24 protein-coding genes are annotated in these 25,512 nt (G+C 67.1%); 13 read left to right on the plus strand and 11 right to left on the minus strand.

What is annotated here, in order from left to right; genetic code table 11:
- Positions 1 to 3 precede the first annotated feature (3 nt).
- Both HPC46_RS25905 and HPC46_RS25910 read right to left on the minus strand, forming a co-directional pair.
- Positions 4 to 660: an ACT domain-containing protein gene (locus tag HPC46_RS25905; protein WP_179475059.1), complete on the minus strand. Its 657-nt coding sequence runs from the start codon at positions 658 to 660 to the stop codon at positions 4 to 6.
- A gap of 53 nt (positions 661 to 713) precedes the next feature.
- Positions 714 to 2,486, minus strand: a complete 1,773-nt coding sequence (locus HPC46_RS25910) for a hypothetical protein (protein ID WP_179475060.1) — start codon at positions 2,484 to 2,486, stop codon at positions 714 to 716.
- A 23-nt stretch (positions 2,487 to 2,509) separates the two neighbouring features.
- On the opposite strand from HPC46_RS25910, the gene gatC reads away from it, so the two are divergent.
- From gatC to HPC46_RS25925, 3 genes are read left to right on the plus strand one after another with little or no spacing between them, the layout of a single operon-like run.
- The gene (gene gatC, locus HPC46_RS25915; RefSeq protein WP_179475061.1) at positions 2,510 to 2,809 is read left to right on the plus strand and encodes an Asp-tRNA(Asn)/Glu-tRNA(Gln) amidotransferase subunit GatC; all 300 of its coding nucleotides are present in this window, start codon (positions 2,510 to 2,512) and stop codon (positions 2,807 to 2,809) included.
- Positions 2,806 to 4,290, plus strand: a complete 1,485-nt coding sequence (gene gatA / locus HPC46_RS25920) for an Asp-tRNA(Asn)/Glu-tRNA(Gln) amidotransferase subunit GatA (RefSeq protein WP_179475062.1) — start codon at positions 2,806 to 2,808, stop codon at positions 4,288 to 4,290. Before gatC ends, gatA begins: the two co-directional genes overlap by 4 nt.
- A gap of 18 nt (positions 4,291 to 4,308) precedes the next feature.
- The gene (locus HPC46_RS25925; protein WP_179475063.1) at positions 4,309 to 5,340 is read left to right on the plus strand and encodes an ATP-dependent 6-phosphofructokinase; all 1,032 of its coding nucleotides are present in this window, start codon (positions 4,309 to 4,311) and stop codon (positions 5,338 to 5,340) included.
- Between the two features lie 85 nt (positions 5,341 to 5,425).
- Here HPC46_RS25925 and dhaM read toward each other — a convergent pair whose 3' ends face one another.
- The 3 genes from dhaM to dhaK are packed head-to-tail and all read right to left on the minus strand — an operon-like array spanning position 5,426 to position 7,774.
- Positions 5,426 to 6,163, minus strand: a complete 738-nt coding sequence (dhaM, locus tag HPC46_RS25930; protein ID WP_179475064.1) for a dihydroxyacetone kinase phosphoryl donor subunit DhaM — start codon at positions 6,161 to 6,163, stop codon at positions 5,426 to 5,428.
- Complete coding sequence (gene dhaL / locus HPC46_RS25935) at positions 6,139 to 6,768, minus strand: dihydroxyacetone kinase subunit DhaL (protein ID WP_325096773.1); 630 nt, start codon at positions 6,766 to 6,768, stop codon at positions 6,139 to 6,141. Before dhaL ends, dhaM begins: the two co-directional genes overlap by 25 nt.
- A gap of 1 nt (position 6,769) precedes the next feature.
- Positions 6,770 to 7,774 carry a dihydroxyacetone kinase subunit DhaK gene (dhaK, locus tag HPC46_RS25940; protein WP_179475065.1) on the minus strand — a complete coding sequence of 335 codons (1,005 nt, stop codon included), beginning with the start codon at positions 7,772 to 7,774 and terminating at the stop codon, positions 6,770 to 6,772.
- Between the two features lie 80 nt (positions 7,775 to 7,854).
- Between dhaK and gatB the strand changes: the two genes are divergently transcribed.
- Positions 7,855 to 9,366, plus strand: coding sequence for an Asp-tRNA(Asn)/Glu-tRNA(Gln) amidotransferase subunit GatB (gene gatB, locus HPC46_RS25945; RefSeq protein ID WP_179475066.1), 1,512 nt, complete (start codon positions 7,855 to 7,857; stop codon positions 9,364 to 9,366).
- 3 nt (positions 9,367 to 9,369) lie between these two features.
- Here gatB and HPC46_RS25950 read toward each other — a convergent pair whose 3' ends face one another.
- The 4 genes from HPC46_RS25950 to rpe all read right to left on the minus strand — a co-directional run bounded on the left by HPC46_RS25950 (position 9,370) and on the right by rpe (position 13,926).
- The gene (locus HPC46_RS25950; RefSeq protein WP_179475088.1) at positions 9,370 to 10,158 is read right to left on the minus strand and encodes an HAD-IA family hydrolase; all 789 of its coding nucleotides are present in this window, start codon (positions 10,156 to 10,158) and stop codon (positions 9,370 to 9,372) included.
- A gap of 102 nt (positions 10,159 to 10,260) precedes the next feature.
- A complete protein-coding gene (locus HPC46_RS25955) occupies positions 10,261 to 11,205 on the minus strand; it encodes a phosphoribulokinase (protein WP_179475067.1) in 945 nt (314 codons plus the stop codon).
- Positions 11,198 to 13,234 carry a transketolase gene (gene tkt, locus HPC46_RS25960; protein WP_179475068.1) on the minus strand — a complete coding sequence of 679 codons (2,037 nt, stop codon included), beginning with the start codon at positions 13,232 to 13,234 and terminating at the stop codon, positions 11,198 to 11,200. Before tkt ends, HPC46_RS25955 begins: the two co-directional genes overlap by 8 nt.
- A complete protein-coding gene (rpe, locus tag HPC46_RS25965; RefSeq protein WP_179475069.1) occupies positions 13,231 to 13,926 on the minus strand; it encodes a ribulose-phosphate 3-epimerase in 696 nt (231 codons plus the stop codon). The genes tkt and rpe overlap by 4 nt, the downstream gene beginning before the upstream one ends.
- Positions 13,927 to 14,101: 175 nt before the next feature.
- Between rpe and HPC46_RS25970 the strand changes: the two genes are divergently transcribed.
- Positions 14,102 to 14,773, plus strand: coding sequence for a response regulator (locus HPC46_RS25970; protein WP_179475070.1), 672 nt, complete (start codon positions 14,102 to 14,104; stop codon positions 14,771 to 14,773).
- A complete protein-coding gene (locus HPC46_RS25975; protein ID WP_179475071.1) occupies positions 14,770 to 16,011 on the plus strand; it encodes a GAF domain-containing sensor histidine kinase in 1,242 nt (413 codons plus the stop codon). The genes HPC46_RS25970 and HPC46_RS25975 overlap by 4 nt, the downstream gene beginning before the upstream one ends.
- On the opposite strand, the gene HPC46_RS25980 is transcribed toward HPC46_RS25975, so the two are convergent.
- Positions 15,999 to 17,000, minus strand: coding sequence for a class I fructose-bisphosphate aldolase (locus HPC46_RS25980; protein ID WP_179475072.1), 1,002 nt, complete (start codon positions 16,998 to 17,000; stop codon positions 15,999 to 16,001). The two genes, HPC46_RS25975 and HPC46_RS25980, sit on opposite strands and share 13 nt — an antisense overlap.
- Positions 17,001 to 17,241: 241 nt before the next feature.
- Between HPC46_RS25980 and HPC46_RS25985 the strand changes: the two genes are divergently transcribed.
- The 4 genes from HPC46_RS25985 to HPC46_RS26000 are packed head-to-tail and all read left to right on the plus strand — an operon-like array spanning position 17,242 to position 20,977.
- Entirely contained in the window at positions 17,242 to 18,672 is a 1,431-nt protein-coding gene (locus HPC46_RS25985; RefSeq protein WP_133689983.1) for a form I ribulose bisphosphate carboxylase large subunit, read from the plus strand.
- Positions 18,673 to 18,682: 10 nt separating this feature from the next.
- Positions 18,683 to 19,108 (plus strand): ribulose bisphosphate carboxylase small subunit, encoded by a 426-nt coding sequence (locus HPC46_RS25990; protein WP_179475073.1) that lies wholly within the window; start codon positions 18,683 to 18,685, stop codon positions 19,106 to 19,108.
- A 7-nt stretch (positions 19,109 to 19,115) separates the two neighbouring features.
- Entirely contained in the window at positions 19,116 to 20,075 is a 960-nt protein-coding gene (cbbX, locus tag HPC46_RS25995) for a CbbX protein (RefSeq protein WP_179475074.1), read from the plus strand.
- Positions 20,072 to 20,977 (plus strand): LysR family transcriptional regulator, encoded by a 906-nt coding sequence (locus tag HPC46_RS26000; RefSeq protein WP_179475075.1) that lies wholly within the window; start codon positions 20,072 to 20,074, stop codon positions 20,975 to 20,977. The genes cbbX and HPC46_RS26000 overlap by 4 nt, the downstream gene beginning before the upstream one ends.
- Before the next feature lie 13 nt (positions 20,978 to 20,990).
- Here HPC46_RS26000 and HPC46_RS26005 read toward each other — a convergent pair whose 3' ends face one another.
- Positions 20,991 to 22,052 (minus strand): AraC family transcriptional regulator, encoded by a 1,062-nt coding sequence (locus tag HPC46_RS26005; RefSeq protein WP_179475076.1) that lies wholly within the window; start codon positions 22,050 to 22,052, stop codon positions 20,991 to 20,993.
- Between the two features lie 226 nt (positions 22,053 to 22,278).
- Between HPC46_RS26005 and HPC46_RS26010 the strand changes: the two genes are divergently transcribed.
- The 3 genes from HPC46_RS26010 (at position 22,279) to HPC46_RS26020 (ending at position 25,512) form a co-directional block, all read left to right on the plus strand.
- Positions 22,279 to 22,785, plus strand: coding sequence for a helical membrane plugin domain-containing protein (locus HPC46_RS26010; RefSeq protein WP_179475077.1), 507 nt, complete (start codon positions 22,279 to 22,281; stop codon positions 22,783 to 22,785).
- 93 nt (positions 22,786 to 22,878) lie between these two features.
- Positions 22,879 to 23,850 carry an NADH-quinone oxidoreductase subunit B family protein gene (locus HPC46_RS26015; RefSeq protein ID WP_179475078.1) on the plus strand — a complete coding sequence of 324 codons (972 nt, stop codon included), beginning with the start codon at positions 22,879 to 22,881 and terminating at the stop codon, positions 23,848 to 23,850.
- 54 nt (positions 23,851 to 23,904) lie between these two features.
- Positions 23,905 to 25,512, plus strand: a complete 1,608-nt coding sequence (locus tag HPC46_RS26020; protein WP_179475079.1) for a nickel-dependent hydrogenase large subunit — start codon at positions 23,905 to 23,907, stop codon at positions 25,510 to 25,512.

The following is a 25,512-nucleotide window of genomic DNA, read 5'->3' on the forward strand; positions in this document are numbered from 1 at the left end:
GAGTCAGCGCAGGATCGTCGCGACGATGCCGGCCAGGTAGCCCAGCCGGGCCACTTCCGACGGACGGAAGAGCGGACCGCCGGGCCGGCCGAGCATGACCGCAGTGTTGGGGTCGCCCAGTGGGGCCGCGGCCAGCGTGGTGTCCATATCCCGCCACACCTGTGGCACCCAATCCGCGCCCCCGTCGAGCGCTTCGGCATGCTCCAGCGGCAGCCACGGCGCCGACGTCGCCTGGGTTTCCGGTGCACCGGGGCTGCCGACGATGCGCTGCAAGCCCGCCTCCGAGATGCGCGCCACCGTGCACCAGCCCACCCGCAGTACCCGCGGTGCCTCGTCGGCGAGCACCTGGAGCTTGTCCTGGCGGTCGGCCGCGGCGATGTGGTCGATCAGTTCCAGCTCGCGGTGGGCCTCCAGCAGGCCGGTATGCGGCCGGATGGTGTCCACCCGCACACCCTCGAGCCGCTCGGCGGCCGTGATCAGCATGTCGGGCATCGCGCCCGGCGGCAGTTCGACCACCAGATCGTCGATCGCGTATCCGGAACCGCGCTCGACGACGTCGAGCGACAAGATGTCGGCGCCGACCGTGCCCAGGGCGACGGCGAGCGAGCCGAGGCTACCGGGCCGATCGACCAGCTGGACCCGCAGCAGATACGAAGGCACGCCGACACCCTTTCATAGCCGCCTGGACTCAGCATTCCGGCAGGTACTGCCGGTCAGTCCCGCACATAGACCGTGCAGGGCGCGGGGCCACAACCGAAGACGGGCCGAAACCGCAGGTCAGCGCGTGCCAGGCGGCCGGTGACGGAATTGTCGCCGACCATCACGACCGCGACGTCTGGATCGCTGAGTAAGTCTCGCGCCTGGGCTGGTGTGACGTCGTCGGGGATGCGCATCGCCGGGTGCGACAGATTCGGTGGCCAGGCCAAGTAGGGCAGATCCATCGTGCTGTCGAACACCGTGACAGCCCCGGGCGGCAGGTGGGCCGTCACGGTCAGGAAATCGCCCGGTGGCCCGTCGGCACCGACCGCCGCCCGCCGCTGTTCGGTGGTCATGCGCGGGTACGCGCTCAGTGGTGGTCCTTCGCCGGTGAGGCCGGGGTAGGAAAGCCACACGCCATGGGCCGCGACGATCGTGACAGCGGCGAACACGACCTGCCGCCAGCGTCTGCCGAGGCGGCCGGCGGCAGGCACCGCGAAGGCCAGCACCAGGCCGGCGAAGCCGAGCACGTAGCGGGCCACCGCGGGGTCCGGGGTGGCCAGCGCGGCCGCGAAGCACAGCCAGACCGCAGGCGAACGGGTGCGCAGCGCCCGCACGATGGCGAACGGCAGTGCCGCCAGGAACACCAGCCCCAGCCCACCGATGCGCATGTCGAACACCGGAAGCGGCGCCACGATCGTCGACCACGACCGGACCACTCGGCTCAGCAGCGGCCCGTCGAGGTGGGGTGAGGCCGCGCCCGAGTGCAACAGTGTTGAAAGCGCCTGTGTACCAGGCACATGCAGCGGGCCGGCGTCGATGCGGACCGGCCACACCGGATTGTGATGGCGCGCGATGTTGATCGCATACGTCGGTGCACCCAGCGCCAGCGCCGCCAGCCACGCCGGCGCAAGAGCACCGCGATGCCCGGCGCGATAGGTGCGGACCGTCACCACGACCAGCAGCAGCGCACCGGCGACGAGCGCGTTCGGCTTGGAGCCCAGGAACAAGCCGATGGAAACCCCGGCCAGCAGCAGCTGCGGGCGACCTGCCGGCGCCAGCACAAAGACGATGGCCGTCAGCAGCAGCGCGGCCGACGCCACGTCGGTGTAGTTCGACGGCAGCTGCAGGAACACCGCGGGCAGCGTCAGCCAGGCCACCCCGGCGGCCACCGCGTGAGGGGCGTGGGCTCCGTACTGACGGGCGATCGCCGCGATGGCCAGCACACCCAGCAGACCGAACATCACATGCGCCACCTCGACCAGCCGGTCGTCGGGCAGTAGTGCTCGCCACGCGATGTACGCGTCCTCGACGATGTGCGGATAGCTCGACAGGTAGGCCACATCGGCGGGAATGTCGGCGAACGTGCCGCGCTGCAGCGCGAAGTTCACGTACGGCAGGTGATAGCCCAGCGCGTCCCACTGCCATACCGGCACGTAGTAGGCCGCGACCACGGCCAGCCCCACCGCGCCGAGCCCGACCAGTAGCACCGGCAGCGTCTCGACGCTGACACCGCTGCGCCACGGCAGCTGCCACCACGCGCGACGCCGCGCCACCAATAAAACGGCCAGCGTTGCCCAAGCCAGCACCGCGAGCAGCAGCACCCCGGTCAGCCGGCCCACGGTGCCCAGCCCGACCACGACCACCACCGTGCCGGCCAGGGTCAGCACCGCCCCGGCGAGCACCCGCTGCACCGCGGGCAGAGGCCGGATCAGCGCGCCGCCGGCGAGCACCAGCAGCCCACCCAGCGGCAGGCCAACCGGAAGCAGTCCCCACGGCACGCGATTCACCCTTTCACCTAGGCTTGACGCTCGTGTCCCAGATCTCCCGCGACGACGTCGCCCGGCTGGCCAAACTGGCCCGGCTGGCGCTGACCGACCACGAACTCGACAACTTCGCCGGCCAGCTCGACGCCATCTTGGGCCACGTCAGCCAGATCCAGTCGGTCGACACCGGCGATGTCAAGCCGACCGGCAACCCTCTGAAAGACGTCAACGTCACCCGGCCCGATGTGGTTGAGCCGTGCCTGACCCAGGAGGAAGCGCTCGCCGAGGCGCCGTCGGCCGTCGAGGGTCGGTTCGCGGTGCCACAGATCCTGGGGGATGAGCAGTGAGTGAGTTGATTCGTCTTGACGCCGCCACGCTCGGGGAGAGAATCGCCGCCAAGGAGGTGTCCTCGGTCGAGGTGACACAGGCCTGTCTGGACCAGATCGCTGCGACCGACGAGAAGTACCACGCCTTTCTGCACGTGGCCGCGGACGAGGCGCTGGCCAGCGCCGCGCGCACCGACGCCGCCGTCGCCGCCGGGGAGACGCTGCCGTCGCCGTTGGCCGGTGTTCCGTTGGCGCTGAAGGATGTCTTCACCACCACCGACATGCCGACGACGTGCGGGTCGAAGATCCTCGAGGGCTGGGTGTCGCCCTACGACGCGACGGTGACCGCCCGGCTGCGGGCCGCCGGGATCCCGATCCTCGGCAAGACCAACATGGACGAGTTCGCCATGGGGAGCTCGACGGAGAACTCCGCCTATGGCCCGACCCGCAACCCGTGGGACACCGATCGGGTGCCTGGCGGCTCCGGCGGCGGTAGTGCGGCCGCGCTCGCCGCGTTCCAGGCGCCGCTGGCAATGGGCACCGACACCGGCGGCTCGATCCGCCAGCCGGCCGCGCTGACCGCGACCGTCGGGGTCAAGCCGACCTACGGCACGGTGTCGCGCTACGGACTGGTGGCGTGTGCGTCGTCGCTGGATCAGGGCGGGCCGTGCGCGCGCACGGTCCTCGACACCGCACTGCTGCATGCGGTGATCGCCGGGCACGACCCGCGCGACTCGACCTCGGTCGAGGCGCAGATTCCCGACGTGGTGGCCGCGGCGAAGGCCGGGGCTGCCGGCGATCTCTCCGGGGTTCGCGTCGGTGTGGTCAAGCAGCTGCGCAGCGGCGAGGGCTACCAGCCCGGCGTGCTGGCCTCCTTCAACGCCGCCGTCGAGCAGCTGTCTGCGCTGGGTGCCGAGGTCAGCGAGGTCGACTGCCCGCACCTGGACTACTCGCTGTCCTCCTACTACCTGATCCTGCCGTCGGAGGTGTCGAGCAACCTGGCCCGGTTCGACGCCATGCGCTATGGACTGCGCGTCGGCGACGACGGGACGCACAGCGCCGAAGAGGTGATGGCGCTGACACGCGCCGCGGGCTTCGGTCCAGAAGTCAAGCGCCGCATCATCATTGGCACTTACGCGTTGTCGGCGGGTTACTACGACGCCTACTACAACCAGGCCCAGAAGGTCCGTACCCTGATCGCGGGCGACCTGGACGCGGCCTATGAGAAGGTCGACGTGCTGGTGTCCCCGGCGACCCCCACCACCGCGTTCCGCATCGGTGAGAAGGTCGACGACCCGCTGGCGATGTACCTGTTCGACCTGTGCACGCTGCCGCTGAACCTGGCCGGGCACTGCGGAATGTCGGTGCCATCGGGCCTGTCGCCCGACGACAATCTGCCGGTCGGACTGCAGATCATGGCGCCCGCGCTGGCCGATGATCGGCTCTACCGGGTGGGTGCGGCCTATGAGGTTGCCCGCGGTTCGCTGCCAACTGCGATCTGACGAGGCAGGATAGGGCCCATGCGCATTGGAGTCCTCACCGGCGGCGGTGACTGTCCCGGTCTCAACGCCGTGATCCGTGCTGTTGTCCGGACCTGCGACGCCCGCTACGGCTCCTCGGTGGTCGGCTTCCTCGACGGCTGGCGCGGCCTGCTGGAGGACCGCCGGATCCAGCTGCACAACGACGACCGCAACAACCGGCTGCTGGCCAAGGGCGGCACGATGCTCGGCACCGCCCGCACCAACCCGGACAAGTTGCGCGCCGGGCTCGACGACATCAAACAGACGTTGGAGGACAACGGGATCGACGTATTGATCCCGATCGGCGGCGAGGGCACCCTGACCGCGGCGCACTGGCTCTCCGAAGAAGGCGTGCCTGTGGTCGGTGTGCCGAAGACCATCGACAACGACATCGACTGCACCGACGTCACTTTCGGCCATGACACCGCACTGCAGATCGCCACCGAGGCCATCGACCGGCTGCACAGCACCGCGGAGTCGCATCAGCGGGTCATGGTCGTCGAGGTGATGGGCCGCCACGCCGGCTGGATCGCGTTGAACGCGGGGCTGTCCTCCGGTGCCCACATGACGCTGATCCCCGAGCAGCCCTTCGACGTCGAAGACGTGTGCCGGCTGGTCAAGAAGCGCTTCCAGCGCGGCGAGTCGAGTTTCATCATCGTGGTCGCCGAGGGCGCCAAACCCGCCGAGGGTTCGATGCAGCTGCGTCAGGGCGGTACCGACGAGTTCGGCCACGAACGGTTCACCGGGGTGGCCCAGCAGCTGGCGATGGAGGTGGAGAAGCGGATCAAGAAGGAGGTCCGGGTGACCGTGCTCGGCCACGTGCAGCGCGGCGGCACCCCGACCGCCTACGACCGGGTGCTGGCCACCCGTTTCGGTGTCAACGCCGCCGATGCCGCCCATGCTGGTGAGTACGGGATCATGGTCTCGCTGCGCGGGCAGGATATCGGCCGGGTGCCGTTGGCCGATGCGGTGCGTCAGCTCAAGCTGGTGCCGCAGAGCCGCTACGACGACGCGGCCGCTTTCTTCGGCTGAGCCCTTCTCTGCCGCGCCCAAACCGACAAACCGCCGCGAAAGTGCGAGTGGAGAACCACATTTCGTCGATCTCGGCGCGGTGGTCTCAGTCACCCAGTCCCGTGGCGATGAAGTCGACGGCAGCGGCCACCGCCTGCGCGGCCGCCGGACCATTACCGCTGACCCGCAACTGATCGCCCACCCGGCTGCCGAGGCTGATCAGCATGATCACGCTGTCGGCGGCGACCGGTCCGATCTCGCGGGTCAGGTTGGTGATGGTCACTGCGGCGTCGAACCCGCTCAGTTTTGCGACCAGCCTGGCCGCCGGGCGGGCATGAAACCCGTTGGCGTTCACCACTTCCACATCGCGCGACACGTCCAGGGAGGCCGGGACCGGTTCGGCGATCAGGGCCGGCGCGTCGCCCAGATGTTCCTGTTTGCCGGCCAGCCCGCGCAGCGCCTCGGCGACCACCTCCGGCATCGGGGCACCGGCCGCGGCGGTGACAACTGCCGCCACCAAACCCTCGACCAGTGGCGCCGAGCACAGCGTGACCCGCCCGGCGATATCGCCGTCCAACAGTTCGGTGGCCAGCTCCGCCGACAACACCGCGCTACCCAGATCCATCAGCACCAGCACGCCATCGGGGCTGTCGGCGCTCTCGATCGCGGCGGCCACCGCGGTGGCGTCGGTTCCGAACGTCGTCTCGTCCAGCCCGGCCGCCACCGCCACCACCGGGCCTGCACCCTGCGTCATCTCGGCGGCCAGACCGACCGCCGCCTGCGCCAGCGCCCGGCTGTGCGACACCACCACTACACCGATCACGACAGCGCCGCCGCCGCGCATTCGAGCAACAGGGTGGCGCTCGTCGCGCCTGGATCCTGGTGTCCCGCACTACGTTCCCCGAGATAGCTGGCCCGGCCCTTGCGGGCCACCAGCGGCGTGATCCGGTCGCGCCCTTCGGCGGCGGCGGTAGCGCACGCAGCCAGCGCCGCGGCGATCCCGGCACTGGCCGCGGCGTCGTACGCGGTCACCCCGGCGGCCACCGCGTCGTACATGGTCTTGTCGTCCAGCTCGGCCTTGCCGCGGGCCTGCACACCTTGCACCCCGGCGCGCAGTGCCGCGCCGAACGCCGTCGCATCCACCGGGTCGACGTCCTGCAGCGCGGCGCCCAACCGCAGGAAGAACGTCCCGTACAGCGGCCCGCTGGCGCCGCCGACGGTACTGACCAGCGTCATACCGACCTTCTTGAACAGGGCGTCGGGCGAGGAGAACGTCGTCTCGTCCAGCAGGGCGACGACGGCGGTCATGCCGCGGTCCATATTGCTGCCGTGATCGGCGTCGCCGATCGCAGAATCCAGCTCGGTCAGCAGCGCGGCGTTGTCGTGGACGGCGGCGGCGAACCGACGTAGCCAGTTGCCGAATTGGTCGACCGTCAGGGTCTGCGCCACGTCAGGCACCCCACCGCAGACCGGGAGTGTTCACCGGGGCGTCCCACAGCCGGACCAGTTCGTCGTCGACCTTGAGCAGCGTCACCGAGCACCCCGCCATCTCCAGTGCGGTGATGTAGTTGCCGACCAGCGACCGCGCGATCGTGATCCCCGCGGTGCCGAGCAACCGCGCGACCTCGTTGTACATCAGATACAGCTCGAGCAGCGGGGTGCCGCCCATGCCGTTGACGAACGCCAGCACCGAATCGCCGGTGCGGAAAGGCAGGTCGGCCAGGATCTGGTCGACCAGGAGTGCGGCGATGTCCCTGGCCGGTGCCAGCGGCAACCGGGTGCGGCCCGGTTCGCCGTGGATACCGATGCCCAGCTCCATTTCCTGCTCGCCGAGCTCGAACGTCGGCTTGCCCGCTGCGGGAACGGTGCACGATGTGAGCGCCACACCCATGCTGCGGCCCTGCGCATTGACCGTCCGCGCGATCTCGGCCACCGCCGCCAGCGGCCGGCCCTCCTCGGCGGCGGCGCCCGCGATCTTCTCCAGCAGAACCGTCACCCCGACCCCGCGCCTGCCTGCCGTGAAGAGGCTGTCCTGCACGGCTACGTCGTCGTCGGTGACGACCGCCACCACCTCGATTCCCGTTTCGGCAGAGACCATTTCGGCGGCCATCTCGAAATTCATCACGTCGCCGGTGTAGTTCTTCACGATGTGCAGCACGCCGGCGCCACCGTCGACACCTGCTGTGGCGGCGATGATCTGCTCGGGAACCGGCGAGGTGAACACCTCGCCGGTGCACGCGGCGTCGAGCATGCCGAGCCCGACGAAGCCGCCGTGCATGGGCTCGTGGCCCGAACCGCCGCCGGAGACCAGACCGACCTTGCCCGCCACCGGCGCGTCCTTGCGGAACACCACCCGACTGCCGTGGTCCACCCGCAGCCGGTCACCATAGGCGGCCGCGAGGCCGAGAAGTGCTTCCCCGACGACATCGGCAGGCTCATTGATCAGCTTCTTCACGCAGCCCATCTGAGCACGCGGGCACCGCGCTCACAACCACCGTTTGGTGGGCCGTCATTGCCGGTCACTAAAATCGCAGTATGACCGCTGCAGCGCAGGCCGACCTGCTCGAATACGACGACGTCGTCGCCCGCTTCGACCCGGTGCTCGGCCTGGAGGTGCACGTCGAGCTCTCGACGGCCACCAAGATGTTCTGCCCCTGCTCGACGACCTTCGGCGCCGAGCCCAACACCCAGGTCTGCCCGGTGTGCCTGGGTCTGCCGGGTGCGCTGCCGGTGCTCAATGAAGCCGCGGTCGAGTCCGCCATCCGCATCGGGCTGGCGCTGAACTGCGACATCGCGCCGTGGTCTCGCTTCGCGCGGAAGAATTACTTCTATCCCGACCAGCCCAAGAACTACCAGATCTCGCAGTACGACGAGCCGATCGCGTTCGACGGCTATCTCGACGTGCCTCTGGACGACGGCAGCACCTTCCGCATCGCCATCGAGCGGGCCCACATGGAAGAGGACACCGGCAAGCTCACCCACGTCGGCGGCGACACCGGCCGTATCCACGGCGCGACCACGTCGCTGCTGGACGTCAACCGGGCCGGTGTTCCGCTGATCGAGATCGTCACCAAGCCGATCGAAGGCGCCGGCGAGCGGGCACCCGAGGTCGCCCGCGCCTATGTCACTGCGCTGCGCGATCTGCTGCGCGCACTCGGTGTCTCCGATGTGCGGATGGATCAGGGCTCGTTGCGCTGCGACGCCAACGTGTCGCTGCGCCCGATCGGCCAAGAGAAGTTCGGCACCCGCACCGAGACCAAGAACGTCAACTCGCTCAAGAGCGTCGAGGTGGCGGTCCGCTACGAAATGCGCCGCCAGGCAGCGATTCTCGACGCCGGCGGCAAGATCCACCAGGAGACCCGGCATTTCAACGAGGACGGCTACACCTCGCCCGGTCGCGACAAGGAGACCGCCGAGGATTACCGGTACTTCCCCGAGCCCGATCTGGAGCCGGTGGCGCCGAGCGCGGAACTGGTGGAGCGGCTGCGCACCACGATCCCCGAGCTTCCATGGTTGTCACGCAAGCGAATTCAGGAAGAGTGGGGGATCTCCGACGAGGTCATGCGCGACCTGGTCAACGCCGGTGCCATCGAATTGGTGGCCGCCACCGTCGAGGCCGGCGCCTCCAGCGAGTCAGCGCGAGCGTTGTGGGGAAACTTCTTGGTGCAGAAGGCCAATGAGGTTGGCGTCGAACTCGACGCCCTGGCCATCACGCCGGCCCAGGTGGCGAAGGTGATTGTCCTGGTCGACGAGGGCAAGCTGTCGAACAAGCTGGCCCGCCAGGTCATCGAGGGTGTGCTGGCCGGTGAGGGCGAGCCCGAGCAGGTGATGACCGACCGCGGTCTGGCCCTGGTTCGCGACGACTCACTGATCCAGACCGCCGTCGACGAAGCGCTGGCCGCCAACCCCGATATCGCCGAGAAAATCCGCGGCGGCAAGGTGCAGGCCGCGGGTGCGATCGTCGGTGCGGTGATGAAAGCCACCAGGGGTCAGGCTGACGCGGCGCGGGTGCGCGAGCTCGTCATGGCCGCGTGCGGCCAGAGCTGAGACCTACTGTCGCTGGCCGAGCCACCAGCGATCGTGCAGCCGCTTGCAGTGTCGTGCTGACAGCGGCTCGCGCCCGTCGTAGCCCGGCAGAACCGCCGCGGCACCGGTGAAGTCCTGGTGGGCGGTGTAATCGGTGGTGACGATCACCGTCGCCAGCCCGGCGCCCCTGGCCGCCTGCAGTCCCAGCGCAGAGTCCTCGATGGCCATCGCGGCATCGGGCCGAATGCCCAGTTCGTGCAGGGCCCGCTGGTAGGCCTCGGGGTCAGGTTTGAGCCGCGTGACGTCCTCGCCGGTGATCATCACCTCGACCACGCCGTCGCCGATTAGTTGGCGCACCAGCGGCTCGACCCACGAGCGCCGGCCGGTGGTGGCGATCGCGATGCGGATATCGGCGCAGTGCAGACCCCAGATCAGATCGAGCAGACCCGGTCGCGCGTCGATGTCACCGTTGAGGATCGAGTCGCGGAACAGTGCGGTTTTGGTGCGGTGCACCGCGGTGGCCAATTCGTCGGCGGCCTGCCCGTATCCGCGGGCGAGCAGGTCGGCGGCGATGCGGCGCTGACCGCCGGTGATCCGCAGCAGCCGACCGTACTCGACAGCATCCCAATACACATTTAGGCCGTGGTGGGCGAAGGCGGCGTTGAACGCCAAGCGGTGGCCATCGCGTTCGGTGTCGGCGATGGTCCCGTCGACATCGAAGATGACGGCTTCTAGCTCGGGCACGTCGGCGTAGGCGCAGCGCGCCCGGTCCCACCAGAACGAGCGATTCCTGGTGATGGTGTCCGCGTGCATGACCGCCACCCACGCAGTATGAGCTGGGCCGATACCCCCCGGCATCCCCCGATCAGGGGATTGGTGTAGCCAAACGTCACCCATCGCATGGTCGGCACCCATCTACCGGCCGGCGGCCAGGACATGGTGCAGCAGCACCATCTGCGTGATCGCCAGCGGAGTGCTCCGTTCGTCGGCACCGATCCGGCCCAGCGCATCGGGGACCGCCGACCCGTCCCGGCCGAGTGCGTGCCACACCAACTTCTCGGCGGTGGCGCTCTCTTCCGGGCTTGCGTAACCGTGCACGTGGACGCTGTCGACGGGACGCCCGTCCCCGTCACGGGCCAGGCGCATGTGGATGGTTCGGGCCATTCCCGGCGCAAGCACCTCCGACAGGTCCGGTTGCTGGATGGTGGTCCGCAGCAACAACGACGCCGACAGCGGCGTTCCGGGTGCGTCGTCGCGGGCCTCGATCGGGGCGAAGCGGACGACGATGTCGGCGTGTGACCGCTGGGGCCGGATGAACTCCGCGGATTCGGCCTCCCGGTCGACCAGCTCGGCCAGCACCTGTTCCTCGGTATAGCCGCGACTGGTGGTATCCCGGGTGACCTTCCAGGTCCGCCGGATCTGTTCGGGCGGGTCGAGGTAGACGGTGACGTCGAAGCAGGCGCGAGCCAGCTTGCTGTGCAACGGCAACAGACCCTCGACGACGATCACCTCGGCGGGCTCGATCAGCTGCGGACGGATCAGCCGCCCGGTGCTGTGGTCGTAGACCGGTTTGAGGATCGGCTGGCCGGTGGCCAGCAATTGCAAGTGCTGGGCCAGGATCGGCAGATAGTGACAGTCCGGGTGCAGTGCGGTGAACGGTTTGTGCGCGCGTTCGTAGCGGTCGTAGCGGTGATAATCGTCGGTGGACAACATCGTGCATCGCTGCGGCCCGAGGGCGTCGACGATACCCTTGGCCACCGTCGATTTTCCGGCCGCGCTGTCCCCGGCGATGGCCAGCAGAACCGGGCGGCGGCGGTCCTCGTGCGAGGCGCGACGAATCCGAATCATCTTGTCAGCCATCGCCATCCGGGGGATTGCCGGTGGAGTTACCGAGAGTTCGCAATGCGACGTCGACGACCTCTGCCGCAGCCAGGCCGAGGTGTTCGGCGACCTGCGGGCCCGGCCCGCTCTCACCGAAGCGGCTGATGCCCACCACGGCGTCGTGCGGCCCGGCCAGCGCCCGCCAGCCGGTCGGAACACCCGCTTCGATCCACACCACCGGCACGTCGGGCCGGCCATCGGAGCTGCGGAAGGAATCGAGCCACTCACGGCACATCACCGACGTGACCGCGGCACTCACACCGTGCGCGGTCAGCAGATCCGCCGCCTGCATCGCCAGGCCAACCTCGGAACCCGAGGCGCCCAGCACGATGTCCGCCGGGCCCGGGGTGGCGCGGACCGTCCGTGCGCCGTGCACGCGAATGTCGTCGAGGCCCGAGGCGCCCAACGCGGGCAGGTCCTGCCTGGACAGGATCAGTGCAGTCGGGCCGTCCAAATTGGTGGCGGCCAGTTCCCAGGCCAGTGCCGTTTCGGCGGCATCGGCAGGCCGCAGCACCGTCAGGCCGGGAATCAATCGCAGTGATTCCAGTTGTTCGATGGGCTGATGGGTGGGCCCGTCCTCGCCGACATGCACCGAGTCGTGAGTGAACAGGTAGATCACCGGCAAGCGCATCAGCGCTGACAACCGCAGGGCCGGACGCAGGTAATCGGCGAACACCAGGAAGGTGCTCCCGAACGGCCGCAAGCCGCCGTGCAGGGCGATCCCGTTCATCACCGCCGCCATGGCGTGCTCACGGATCCCGAAGTGGATGGTGCGCCCCGCGTAGTCCCCGGGGGCGATATCGCCCCCGGGGATCGCGGTGTTGGTCGACGCCGCCAAGTCCGCAGATCCGCCGATCAGCCCGGGATACACCTCGGCCAGAGCCGTGAGTGCGGCTCCAGATGCCTTACGGGTGGCCATTTTCGAGTCCGCAGAATTCACACTGAGCTCTCTGAGCACGTCGACCGTCGTCGGCTCAGGCACTCTATCGATCGGGAAATGCTGGGCCAGTCCAGGATTCGCCGCCGACCAGTCCGCGTGCACCTGCTCCCACACCGCTCGGGCAGCCCCGCCTTGCGTGGCTGCGGCCGACGCAGTGTCGGCAACCGAAGCGGGAACGTGGAATTCGATGTCCGGCCAGTCCATACGCGAGCGCATCGCGGCGAGCGTCTGTGGCCCCAGTGGGCTGCCGTGCGCCTTCGACGTGCCCTCGACCCCGGGTGCACCGTAGCCGATGGTGGTGTTCACCCGGATAAAGGTCGGCCGGTCGTCGCTCTGCCGCGTGCGCGAGAACGCGCGGTCCAGCGCCGGCACATCGTTGCCGTCGTCCACGCTCAGCACGTGCCATCCGTATGCCGCGAACCGGGCTTCGACGTCGTCGGCGCAACTGCGGTGGGCCGGCCCGTCGATGGTGATGTCGTTGTCGTCGAAGATCACCGCCAACTTGCCAAGACCCAGCCGGCCGGCCAGCGAGGCGGCCTCATGGCTGATGCCCTCCATCAGGCAGCCGTCGCCGGCGAGCACCCAGACGCGGTGATCGACGACGGTGTGCTCATCGGTGTTGCACCGTTCGGCCAGCATGCGCTCGGCCAGTGCAAGGCCCACCGCATTGGCCAAACCCTGCCCCAGCGGCCCAGTGGTCGTCTCGACGCCCGGCGTATGCCCGTATTCGGGATGTCCGGGTGTCCGTGAACCGAGCTGCCGGAACCGACGAAGTTCGTCGATCGGCAGGTCGTAGCCGAACAGGTGCAGCAGGGCGTAGAGCAACATCGAACCGTGGCCCGCCGAGAGCACGAACCGGTCCCGGTCCGGCCACTGCGGGTTGGCCGGGTCGTGTCGCAGATGCCGCGACCACAGCGTCCACCCGATCCCCGCCGCGCCGAGCGGCAACCCCGGGTGGCCGCTGTTGGCTGCCTGCACAGCGTCGGCAGCGAGGAATCGAAGCGTGTTCATCCCAAGCAGGTCCAGCTCGCTGGTGCGAGCCTCTTCGAGGGTCGGCGCTGAGGTCATCGCAGAGCCAGCCTTTGCGTTGCGGCGGTGCGCATCTCATGGGTGCGTTCGCTCATGGTGCCGGAACCGCTGAACAGCGCGGATCCGGTACAGAACACGTCGGCGCCGGCGGCGGCGGCCGCACCGATGGTGGCGGCGCTGATGCCGCCGTCGACCTCCAACTCGATATCCAAACCACGACGGTCGATTTCGGCTCGCGCCGCAGCGATCTTGGGTTCCATGTCGGCGAGGTAGCGTTGGCCACCGAAGCCGGGGTTGACGGTCATCACCAACAACAGGTCCGTCACATCGAGGACGTTGACGACGGCCTCCAGTGGTGTGGCGGGGTTGAGTGCCACTCCCGACAGCGCGCCGAGATCCCTGATGTGCGAGAGGGTTCGATGCAAATGACGGCAGGCCTCGGCGTGCACGATGATGATCTGGCAGCCCGCGTCGACCCAGCGGTGCAGCATCGGATCGGGGTCGTCGACCATCAGATGAGCCTCGAATCCGATGGGAGTGCGGTCGCGGTTGGCCGCGATCACGTCCGGTCCGAAAGTCAGGTTGGGCACGAATGACCCATCCATGACGTCCCATTGGATGCGGTCGATGCCGGCGCGGTCGATCTGCTCGACATCACGGCCGAGCTCGGCGAAGTTCGCAGGCAGCACCGAGGCAACCAGCTTCGGGGCCGACATCGTCCTCACTGTCATCAGCACATCCTCCTTGTGTTTGGCCGAATGCTAGGGCCGCAACGACGGGGCTGATGTCCCCCGAAGGGGGGACCGATCGAGTTAAGTTGCCGGGGTTGAAAAGACCGGTGCCTTATCGTGGTCGCATGCCGCCGACGACGATGCAGACTGCAGCGATGAGGAGGAGCGGCGCAAAATGAACGCGACGCCGACGAATGGACCCGTGCGGGTCGTTCTTGTCGACGATCACGAAATGGTGATCGAAGGCCTCAAGGCCATGCTCTCCCCGTTCAAAAATCGGGTGCGGGTGGTGGGCGAGGCCGTTGGCGTCGATTTGGCCTTGACCGTCATCGCCAGCCTCAAGCCCGACATCGTGCTGTGCGATGTGCGTATGCAGGGCGCCAGCGGCCTTGACCTGTGCCGTGCAGTTCGGGAGCGCGACCCCGAGCGCAAGGTGATCCTGCTGTCGGTCTACGACGACGAGCAGTATCTGTTCCAGGCGCTGCGGGTGGGTGCGTCGGGGTATCTGCTCAAGGGGATCAGCAGCGACGAACTGGTCCGGCAGCTGGAGTTGGTGCAGGGCGGGGCGACGGCGATCGATCCCGGGCTGGCGGCACGTGCGGTCGACACCGCGGCCCGCCTGCAACGCGACGAGTTCTGGCCGGGTGCTCGCCATGGCTTGACTCAACGCGAGAGCGAGATCCTGTCGTTCGTGGTGACGGGCCTGTCCAACCGCGGTATCGCCAGCAAGCTGGTGATCGGTGACGAGACCGTGAAAAGCCATCTCCGTTCCATCTATCGCAAGCTCGGAGTCAGCGATCGAACGAGCGCGGTTGCCACCGCGTTGCGGGAGGGAATCTTCCAGTGACGCCGTCCGGGGGACTGGGTGCCCACGACGTCCACGGCTTGGTCGACGCCGACCGTGAAGTCGCGTTGCTGCTCGACATCATCGCGGCAACCTCCAGTGGTCCCGGAGTGGAGCCGATGGCCGCCGCGGTTGCCCGGATGATCACCGCCGCCACCGCGTCCGACGTCTGCTTCGTCCACGTGCTCGACGACACCGACCGGTCGCTGACCTTGGCCGGCGCCACCCCGCCCTTCGATGAACAGGTCGGCCGGGTGCGGCTTCCGCTGGGTTCGGGCGTGTCGGGTTGGGTGGCCAGCCACCGCGAGCCGGTGGTCATCATCAGTAACAAGGAGGACGATCCGCGGTACGTGCCGATCGTTTCGCTGCGGGGTTCCGATTTCACGTCGATGGCCTCGGTGCCGATGGAGACTGAACCGGGCGGCCTCGTCGGAGTTCTCAACGTACACACCATTTCTCGGCGTGATTTCACCCCGCGTGACATTCAGCTGCTGTTGGTCATCGGGCGCCTCATCGCCGGCGCCCTGCACCAGGCCCGGCTCCACCGGCAGCTCAGTGCACGCGAGCGGGCGCATGAGAACTTCGCCGAGCAGGTGATCGCGGCCCAGGAGAGCGTGCGCCGCCGGCTGGCCGCCGACATCCACGACGGTATTTCGCAGCGCCTGGTCAGCCTGACTTACCGGCTGGACGCGGCGGCGCGGGCCGTCGATGACGCCGAGACGGTCGAAGCGGCCGAACAGATCGAAAAGGCGCGTGATCTGGCCGATCTCACGCTCGCGGAGGCACGGTCAGCCATCGGTGGCCTTCGCCCTCCGGTACTCGATGACCTCGGCCTGGCCGGCGGGCTGGCCAGCCTGGCCGCCTCGATCATGGAGGTCGACCTGGAGCTGGAGCTCGCCGACGAGCGGCTACCCGAGCATATCGAGGTCGCGCTGTATCGCATCGCTCAGGAGAGCCTGCAGAACGTCGTCAAGCACTCCCGGGCGTTGACGGCTACGGTGTCGTTCACCGTCGCCGACGGCGCTGCCCGACTCGAGGTGTCCGACAACGGGATTGGCTTCGACCCGGGTGCCGAACGGGTGCCCGGCACCAACAATGTCGGCGGCTATGGCATGTTGTCGATGGCCGAGCGGGCCGAGCTCGTGGGCGGCAGACTCGCGGTCCGGGCTCGGCCCGGATCGGGCACCACGGTGACGGTGACGATTCCGCTCGATGTGACCGAGCCGGCTCAGACCGACTGAAGCTGGCCGCGCAGTCGCACAGCGGCGGCGCTGGCGGCGACGTGTGCGGACAGCGCCGCCTGACCGTCACCGACCAGTTCCTCGTCGCCGTGCCAGGCGGCCAGCGCCGGAGAAACCAGCGCGCGGCCGAACGAGAACGTCAACGGCCACGGCGTGTCGTGGCTCTGCATGGCAGCCAGGTTCGCGGTGGCCCGCTGCGGAGGTTGGCCGCCCGACAGGAATGCCACTCCCGCGAGATCCCCGGGCCAGCCGCGCAGCACCTCGACGGTGGCGGCGGCCACTTCCTCCGGCGAGGAAGGTGGCCCAGGATTCTCTGAACCCTCGGTCACCATGTTCGGCTTGAGGACGATGCCGGCCAAGTCGACGTTGAGCAGCGCCAGGTGCTCCCGCACCGTCTGGTGAATTGCGGCGGTGACCTCCGCGCACTGGCCGATGCCATGGGTGCCGGCCATCAACACTTCGGGTTCGACGATCGGCACCAGGCCGGCCTCCTGGCATGCGGCCGCATAACGAGCCAGCGCGCTGGCATTGGCCACGATTGCACCGCGGCTGGGTGTGTCGCCCGTGATGGTGAACACGGCACGCCACTTGGCAAAAGCCGCACCGATTTTGGCGTAGCCGGCCAGGCGGTCGGTCAGCCCGTCGAGACCTTCGGTGATCGTCTCGCCGGGCAGGCCGGGGCAGGGCTTGGCGCCGGTGTCGACCTTGATGCCGGGCAGGATGCCTCGTGCCCGGCAGGCCTCGGGGAATGGGGTGCCGTCGGCGAAGGCCTGGTTCAAGGTCTCGTCGCACAGGATGATTCCCGACACGCCATTCGCTAAATCCGGTGCAGTCACCAGCAATTCACGGTAGTCACGCCGACTCTGTGCGGTGGGATTGACGCCGGCGCCTTCCAGGCGCGACGACATGGTGCCGATGCTTTCGTCGGCGGCCAGGATGCCCTTGCCGAAAGTGGTCATCTGCCGGGCGATCTGTCGAGTCGTGGTCATGCTGTGCCTCCCTGGTTCCGGTTCTCGCGCGAGCAGACGCGAAATCGCCCAAAAACGTCGTGAAATGGGGGACTTCGCGTCTGCTCGCCGTGTGGAGGTGACGGTAGGGACGGCCGATCCGTCCTGACCTCACCCATGAGGTGGAGGGCCCGGGGGAGTTCCCATACTGAAGTAAATGGTTAAGAATAGGGGCAGAATTCTAGATAGACAGGTTCATTGTCGAGCGGGCAGCATTCGGAGCATGACGGAGAGATGGAACGCGGGGGTCATCCCCTACGCAGAAATGGGTTACTGGCAGCCGGACTATGTGCCGAAGGATTCCGATGTCCTGTGCGCCTTCCGGATCACCCCACAGGACGGTGTGCCGCCCGAGGAGGCCGGAGCCGCCGTGGCGGGCGAGTCCAGCACGGCCACCTGGACGGTGGTGTGGACCGACCGGCTGACGACATTCGAGCACTACCAGGCCAAGTGTTATCGGGTCGACGCGGTGCCGGGTACGCCAGGACAGTGGATCGCCTGGATCGCTTACGATCTCGACCTCTTCGAAGAGGGCTCGATCGCCAACCTCACCAGCTCGATCATCGGCAACGTCTTCGGGTTCAAGCCGCTCAAGGCGCTGCGGTTGGAGGACATGCGGATCCCGACCCAGTACGTGAAGACCTTCCAGGGCCCTGCCCACGGAATCGTCATGGAGCGTGAGCATCTGGGCAAGTTCGGCCGTCCGCTGCTGGGCGCCACCACCAAGCCCAAACTCGGTCTGTCCGCGCGGAACTACGGGCGCGTGGTCTATGAGGCCCTGCGCGGCGGGCTCGACTTCACCAAGGACGACGAGAACATCAACTCCCAGCCCTTCATGCGCTGGCGAGACCGGTTCTTGTACTGCATGGAGGCCGTCAACCGCGCACAGGCGGCGACCGGGGAGATCAAGGGCCATTACCTGAACATCACCGCCGGGACCATGGAAGAGATGTACGAACGCGCGGATTTCGCCGCCGAGCTGGGATCTGCGATCGTGATGATCGACCTCACCATCGGCTACACCGCGATCCAGTCGATGGCCAAATGGGCCCGCAACAACAGCGTGATCCTGCACCTGCACCGCGCGGGCCACGGCACCTACACCCGGCAGAAGACTCACGGCGTGAGTTTCCGGGTGATCTCGAAGTGGATGCGGCTGGCCGGCGTCGACCACATTCACGCCGGCACCGTTGTGGGAAAGCTGGAAGGTGACCCCAACACGACCGCCGGGTTCTACGACACGCTGCGTCTGGATCACGTCGACGCCGACCCGGTCAAAGGCCTTTTCTTCGACCAGGATTGGGCGTCCATGCCGGGCGTCATGCCAGTGGCATCCGGCGGTATCCACGCCGGCCAGATGCACCAGCTGATCCACTACCTCGGCGAGGATGTGGTGCTGCAATTCGGCGGTGGCACGATCGGGCATCCGATGGGCATTGCAGCGGGTGCCGAGGCCAACCGGGTTGCGCTGGAGGCGATGATCAAGGCGCGCAACGAAGGCCGCGACTACTACAAAGAGGGCCCCGACATTCTGAAGAAGGCCGCCAGCCGCAATCGTGCGCTCGACACCGCACTGGCGACCTGGGGCGATATCACCTTCAACTACGAATCCACCGACACCCCTGACGTCGTCGCCACCCCGACGAGCATCTGAGGAGATGAGCATGCGAATCACCCAGGGCACCTTCTCCTATCTGCCCGATTTCACCGACGAGGAGATCACCGCGCAGATCGACTACGCGCTCGGTCATGGCTGGCCGCTGTCGGTGGAGTTCACCGACGACCCGCATCCGCGCAACATCTATTGGGAGATGTGGGGCCTGCCGATGTTCGACCTGATGGATGCCGCGGGAGTCTTGATGGAGGTCAACGCTTGTCGCGCTGCCTACCCCGATCACTACATCCGGCTCAACGCGTACGATGCCAGCCTCGGCAGGCAGACCACCGCACTGTCGTTCATCGTGAACCGGCCGGCGGACGAGCCTGGCTTCCGGCTGGACCGGGCCGAGCAGGCGAACCGCACGATCGGTTACACCACCCACGCCTACGCCACCGATCGCCCGGCCGGCCAGCGGTACGCCGGCGAGTGAGGCGACGGTGACCACGGCCGCCAATCCACGGGTGTCGTTCGGATTCCGGTCGCAGGAGTCCGCACCCGAGGTGCTGCCGGTCGATGCCATCGTGGATCTTGGTGCAGCCCGCCACGATTCGGGTATCGACGATGTTCTTGACCGGCTCGATGCCGAGCTGGTGGGCCTCGAGCCGGTCAAGACTCGCATCGCCGAGATCGCCGCCCTGTTGCTGGTCGACAGGATGCGGGCGCGGTTCGGTATCGACGCCGTCCAACCCACCCTGCACATGTGCTTCACCGGCAATCCAGGCACCGGCAAGACCACGGTGGCCTTGCGGATGGCCGATCTGCTGCACCGGCTGGGCTACCTTCGACGGGGCCATCTTGTCAGCGTGACCCGTGACGACCTGGTGGGGGAGTACGTCGGGCACACCGCGCCCAAGACCAAAGACGTCATCAAACGGGCGATGGGCGGTGTGCTCTTCATCGACGAGGCTTATTACCTGTACAAGGTCGAGAACGAGCGGGACTACGGCTCGGAGGCGATCGAAATCCTGCTGCAGGTCATGGAGAACAACCGCGACGATCTCGTGGTGATCTTGGCCGGTTATGCCGACAAGATGGACCAGTTCTTCTCGGCCAACCCCGGTATGCAGAGCCGAATCGCCCATCACATCTCGTTCCCCGACTACACCGTCTCCGAGCTGGGGCAGATCGCGGCATTGATGAGCGATGCCATGGGCTATCGGTTCTCCGACGAGGCCGCGGCGGTGTTCGGCGATTATCTGCGGCGTCGGGTGGACCAACCCTGGTTCGCCAATGCCCGCAGTGTGCGCAATGCGCTGGAGCGGGCACGGCTTCGACACGCTCGGCGGCTCTTGGCCGAGCCAGGCATGGTCGGCCTGGCAGAGTTGTCGACGATCGAGCCCGCGGATCTGTTGAGCAGCCGCGTGTTCGACGATGGGGAAAGCGAGGCGCGGCGATGACGACGAAGGCCAGGTTGCGTGCACTTGTCGAGCTTGCCGACACCGGATCGGTGCGAGGTGCCGCCGAGCGATTGGTGGTGACGGAATCGTCGATCTCGTCGGCAGTGCGCGCGCTGTCGACTGAGATCGGCATCGCGCTGATCGACCGGAACGGCAGAGGCGTCAAACTGACCGCGGCCGGGCAACGCTATGTCGAATACGCCCGCCGCATCCTCGGCCTGCATGACGAGGCCATTCTGGCCGCGCGCGGCGAGGCCGACCCCGAGAATGGGTCGGTGCGTTTGGCCGCGGTCACGACGGCCGGTGAGCTACTGATCCCGGCTGCCCTGGCGTCGTTTCGGGCCAAGTACCCGGGCGTGGTGCTGCATCTGGAGGTGGCCTCCCGCAATGCGGTGTGGCCGATGCTGGCCCGCCACGAGGTCGACCTGGTGGTGGCCGGCCGCCCGCCCGATGATCTGCGCAAGAAGGCCAGAGTGCGGGCAGCGAGTCCGAACACCTTGGTGGTTGTCGGGCCACCCTCTGCAGCAACCGATTTCGAACCCGCGGCGGCGACGTGGCTGTTGCGCGAGCCGGGCTCAGGGACCCGGTCGGCCACGATGGCGTTGTTGGACGATCTCGACGTGAGCCCGCCGCTGCTGGTTCTCGGCTCGCATGGGGCGGTGGTCGCGGCGGCAGGCGCGGGCCTGGGGGTCACGTTGGTGTCTCTGCAGGCGGTGCAGCCGCAGCTGGACAGCGGTGTCCTGGTTCAGATACCGGTAGCCGGCACCCCACTGAATCGACCCTGGCACCTGGTCAGCCAGATCGTGCCCACCATGTCGACCGAACTGCTGGTCAAACATCTGGTCGGGCAGCGGGAACTGGGCTGGCGCCCGATCAGCGCCGTCCGCAGCGCCGCGTCCTGACTTCCCGAATCACTCAGCGCCGCAAGGTTTCCGACGGCGCCTCACCCCAGCGTTTGCGATACTCGACGGCGAAGCTGCCCAGGTGATGGAATCCCCAGCGTTCGGCGACCTGAGTGACGGTCACGCCGTCGGAGGGCAGCGCATCGGCCAGCTCCTCGTGCGCGCGTTCAAGCCGGCGTTCCCGCACGAAGCTCATCGGGCTCATGCCCAGTTCTTCGCGGAACCCCTGCTGGATCGACCGCACGCTCATGTGCACAGCCTTGGCGATCGCATCCATCGTTATCCGCTCGGCGAGGTGGTCGTCGACGTAGTTCATCGCGTTCTGGACGACGGCGCGACGCTGATCCGACGGTGGCGGGGCGAGGAACTCCTCGTGATAGTTCGACGGCTGCAACTGCAGCAGGGTGCTCATGATCAGTTCCTCCACCGCGCCGATGCCCTGGCCCCGTTGAATCAGCGAGCCTTCGTGGAACACCTCGGTGTGGATCAACTGGACCGCGGTGTGCCACCGCATCGCAGCCTCGGTGGCCAGGTCGAACTCGGGATCGAACACCAGCGGCCGCTTCAGGCTGCGCCCCAGTAGGCGGGTCAAGTGCGCGGCCATGGCACGCTCCTCGACGCGGATGATCAACTGGGGAGAGTCGTGGTCCAACGTCATCCGCAGGGAGACGCCGGGACTGGTCACCACTGATCGAATTGTGTTGGCTTCGAAGGTATGTCCTCGATGTTCGACGAGCGCTCGCCCGTTCATCGGCATGTGTACCCCGAAGAAGGGGCCCAGCATCGGGATGTCGATCGATGCCGCCACATGCACGTCGAGATAGAGCATGCTGACGTTGCGCAGTCGCACGCCGTGCATCGTGGCAGCAAACCCGCTGATCTGGTCGGGCCCGACGGTGAGGTGCAGTGGCCCGAGCGTCTTGGCGATCAGGCGGGACGCTTCCGGCACATCCTCGGTGTAGAAGATCTCATTATTGGCGAGCGCCGGCGGCACCCCGCGCGAGCGGACTTTGCGGCGCACCGGATTGCTGGTGCGGCGGACGTCGATGTAGCCCAGTCGAGTCAGCCGTGACATCAGCGCTGACCATGGTTTTCCCGGTCGAAAAGTGAGGATTTAATTAAAGTATCCGCGGTAATCACGCAAGCCTCCAAGCATCCCAGCGCGCATCAGCGCACTGAACTCTGCGTAATCCTGACACCTCCTGCGCGAAAGCGATAGGCATCGCGACAATGCCCAGCTAGCTTGTGACGGAGGCCACACTGGCCGACGAGGACCTAGCAGCACCGATCGGGAGGTTTGCATGACGGCTAACGGGCAGGCAATCGCGATATCGCCCGCCGATCAGATCCGCGATCGGCTCGACGACCCGACCGTCGCCGCGGCGCTGAACACCCTGCTCGATCATGCCGACCTCCTCGCCGTGCTGGTCTCCGGTCTGGACGGCTTCGTGCGCCGGGGTGATCTGATCGCCGATTCGCTGGCATCAGCGGTCAGCGACTTCAAGGGCGTCTCGGCCTCCGGTGTGTTGCCCAGTGCTGAGGCGCTCAAGGGTGTCGACGTACAAGGCCTCACGCAAACCGTTGCCACACTGTCGAATTCGCTCGTCGCCGCGGCGCCTGCGCTCAATACTCTGCTGTCCCAGGTCGGACAGGCGGTAGCCGAGGGCAGCGAGGCGGCGGCCGCCGACCCGGGTGGCCCGAAGGGGCTGTTCGGGCTCTGGAAGGTCACCAAGGACCCTGACGTATCCAGAGGTCTCGGTTTCATGATCCACGTCGCCCGCGCCTTCGGCCGTCAGGTCGCCCGGTAGTGCGCCCCACTTGTCCGGCATTTCGTCGCACAGTCGTTACAGCCCAACCTATTTCGGCCGCGCCCTCGGCCGTGATCTGAGAGGAGTGCTTCCATGGCATCCGTTCTGTGGTTTCAGGGAGGGGCATGTAGTGGCAACACCATGTCGTTCCTCAACGCGGAGGAACCCAACGTCGTCGACCTGATCGTCGACTTCGGTCTTGATCTGATCTGGCACCCGTCGCTGGGTCTGGAACTCGGCGCGAACGCCCAGAAAGTGTTCTGGGACTGCGCCAAGGGCGACCGCCCGCTGGACATCTTCGTCTTCGAGGGCAGCGTCATCGAAGCTCCCAACGGCACCGGGCGGATGGACATGTTCGCCGACCGGCCGATGAAGGACTGGGTCACCGACCTGGCCGGCGCCGCGCAGATCGTCGTCGCCATCGGTGACTGCGCCTGCTGGGGTGGCATCCCGGCCATGGAGCCCAATCCGTCGGCCTCGACCGGTCTGCAGTTCCACAAGCGGGACAAGGGCGGGTTCCTGGGTCCGGACTTCCGTTCCAAGATGGGACTTCCGGTGATCAACATCCCGGGCTGCCCCGCGCACCCCGACTGGATCACCCAGATCATCGTCGCGCTGGCCACCGGCCGGGCGGGCGACATCGCCCTCGACGAGTTGCACCGGCCCGAGACGTTCTTCAAGACGTTCACCCAAACCGGTTGCACCCGCGTGCAATTCTTTGAATACAAGCAGTCGACCATGTCCTTCGGCGAGGGCACCCGCACCGGCTGCCTGTTCTACGAGTTCGGCTGCCGCGGACCGATGACGCACTCGCCGTGCAACCGCATCCTGTGGAACCGGCAGTCGTCCAAGACCCGCGCCGGCATGCCCTGCCTGGGCTGCACCGAGCCGGAGTTCCCACACTTCGACCTGGCGCCCGGGACGCTGTTCAAGACCCAGAAAGTCGGCGGAGTGATCCCGAAGGAAGTGCCGGAGGGATCCGACCACCTGACGTACATGGCACACGCGGCGGCGGCCCGCATCGCGGCACCGCAGTGGTCCAAGGAAGACATGTTCGTCGTCTAACCCGCCTGAAACCACCAGCCCTGGTTCAGCTCTCAACTCTTGGAGGACTTTCTTATGACCGCGCTCGACCTTTACGTCAGCCCATTGGGCCGTGTCGAGGGTGACCTCGATGTCCGGGTCACCATCGACGACGGCGTCGTCACGTCGGCCTGGACGGAGGCCGCGATGTTTCGCGGCTTCGAGATCATCCTGCGGGGTAAAGACCCGCAGTCCGGTCTCGTCGTGTGTCCCCGCATCTGCGGTATCTGTGGGGGCAGCCACCTGTACAAGTCGGCTTACGCTCTGGACACCGCGTGGCGTACCCACATGCCGCCCAATGCGACGTTGATCCGCAACATCGCCCAGGCCTGCGAAACACTGCAGTCGATTCCGCGCTACTTTTACGCGCTGTTCGCCATCGACCTGACCAACAAGAACTACGCCAAGTCCAAGCTCTATGACGAGGCGGTTCGCCGGTTTGCCCCCTACGTCGGTACCAGTTATCAACCGGGCGTTGTGCTTTCAAACAAGCCGGTCGAGGTGTACGCGATCTTCGGCGGGCAGTGGCCGCACTCGAGCTTCATGGTCCCCGGCGGGGTCATGTCGGCACCGACGCTGTCGGACGTCACCCGCTCGATCGCGATCCTGGAGCATTGGAAGGACAACTGGCTCGAAGGCCAGTGGCTGGGCTGCAGCGTGGACCGGTGGCTGGAGAACAAGACCTGGGACGACGTCCTGGCCTGGGTCGACGAGAACGAGTCCCAGTACAACAGTGACTGCGGCTTTTTCATCCGCTACTCCCTGGACATCGGTCTGGACAAGTACGGCCAGGGCGTGGGTAACTACATCGCCACCGGCACCTACTTCGACCCGACGCTCTACGAGAACCCCACCATCGAGGGCCGCAACGCGGCGCTGATCGGCCGGGGCGGTATCTATGCCAAGGGGCAGTGGCACGAGTTCGATCAGGCCAACGTCCGCGAAGATGTCACGCACTCGTTCTACGAAGGCAGCACGCCGCTGCACCCGTTCGACGGCGAGACCATCCCGCTGGACCCCGAGGCCGGCAAGAAGCAGGGCAAATACAGCTGGGCCAAGTCTCCGCGCTACGCCGTCGGCGATCTGGGCAACATTCCGCTGGAAGCGGGGCCACTGGCGCGCCGGATCGCCGCAGGCGGCCCCAATGCCGGGCCGCACCAAGACAACGATCCGCTCTTCGTCGACATCATGAACAAGATCGGCCCGAGCGTGCTGGTGCGTCAGTTGGCCCGGGTCCACGAGGCGCCCAAGTACTACAAGTGGGTCAGGTCCTGGCTCGACCAGCTCGACCTGAAGGAGAGCTTCTACACCAAGCCCACCGAGTACGCCGAAGGTAAGGGCTTCGGCTCCACCGAGGCGGCGCGCGGTTCGCTCAGTGACTGGATCGTCCTGGAAGACAACAAGATCAAGAACTACCAGGTGATCACTCCGACGGCGTGGAACATCGGGCCGAGGGACGGCAACGAGGTCCTGGGCCCGATCGAGAAGGCGTTGGTCGGCTCGCCGATCGTCGATCCGGACGATCCCGTCGAACTCGGCCACGTGGCGCGCAGCTTCGACTCCTGCCTGGTGTGCACTGTGCACGCCTATGACGGCAAGACCGGCAAGGAGCTCTCGAAGTTCGTCATAAACGGAATGGTGTGA

The sequence above is a fragment of the Mycolicibacterium vinylchloridicum genome (genome assembly GCF_013404075.1).
GTDB lineage: Bacteria > Actinomycetota > Actinomycetes > Mycobacteriales > Mycobacteriaceae > Mycobacterium > Mycobacterium vinylchloridicum.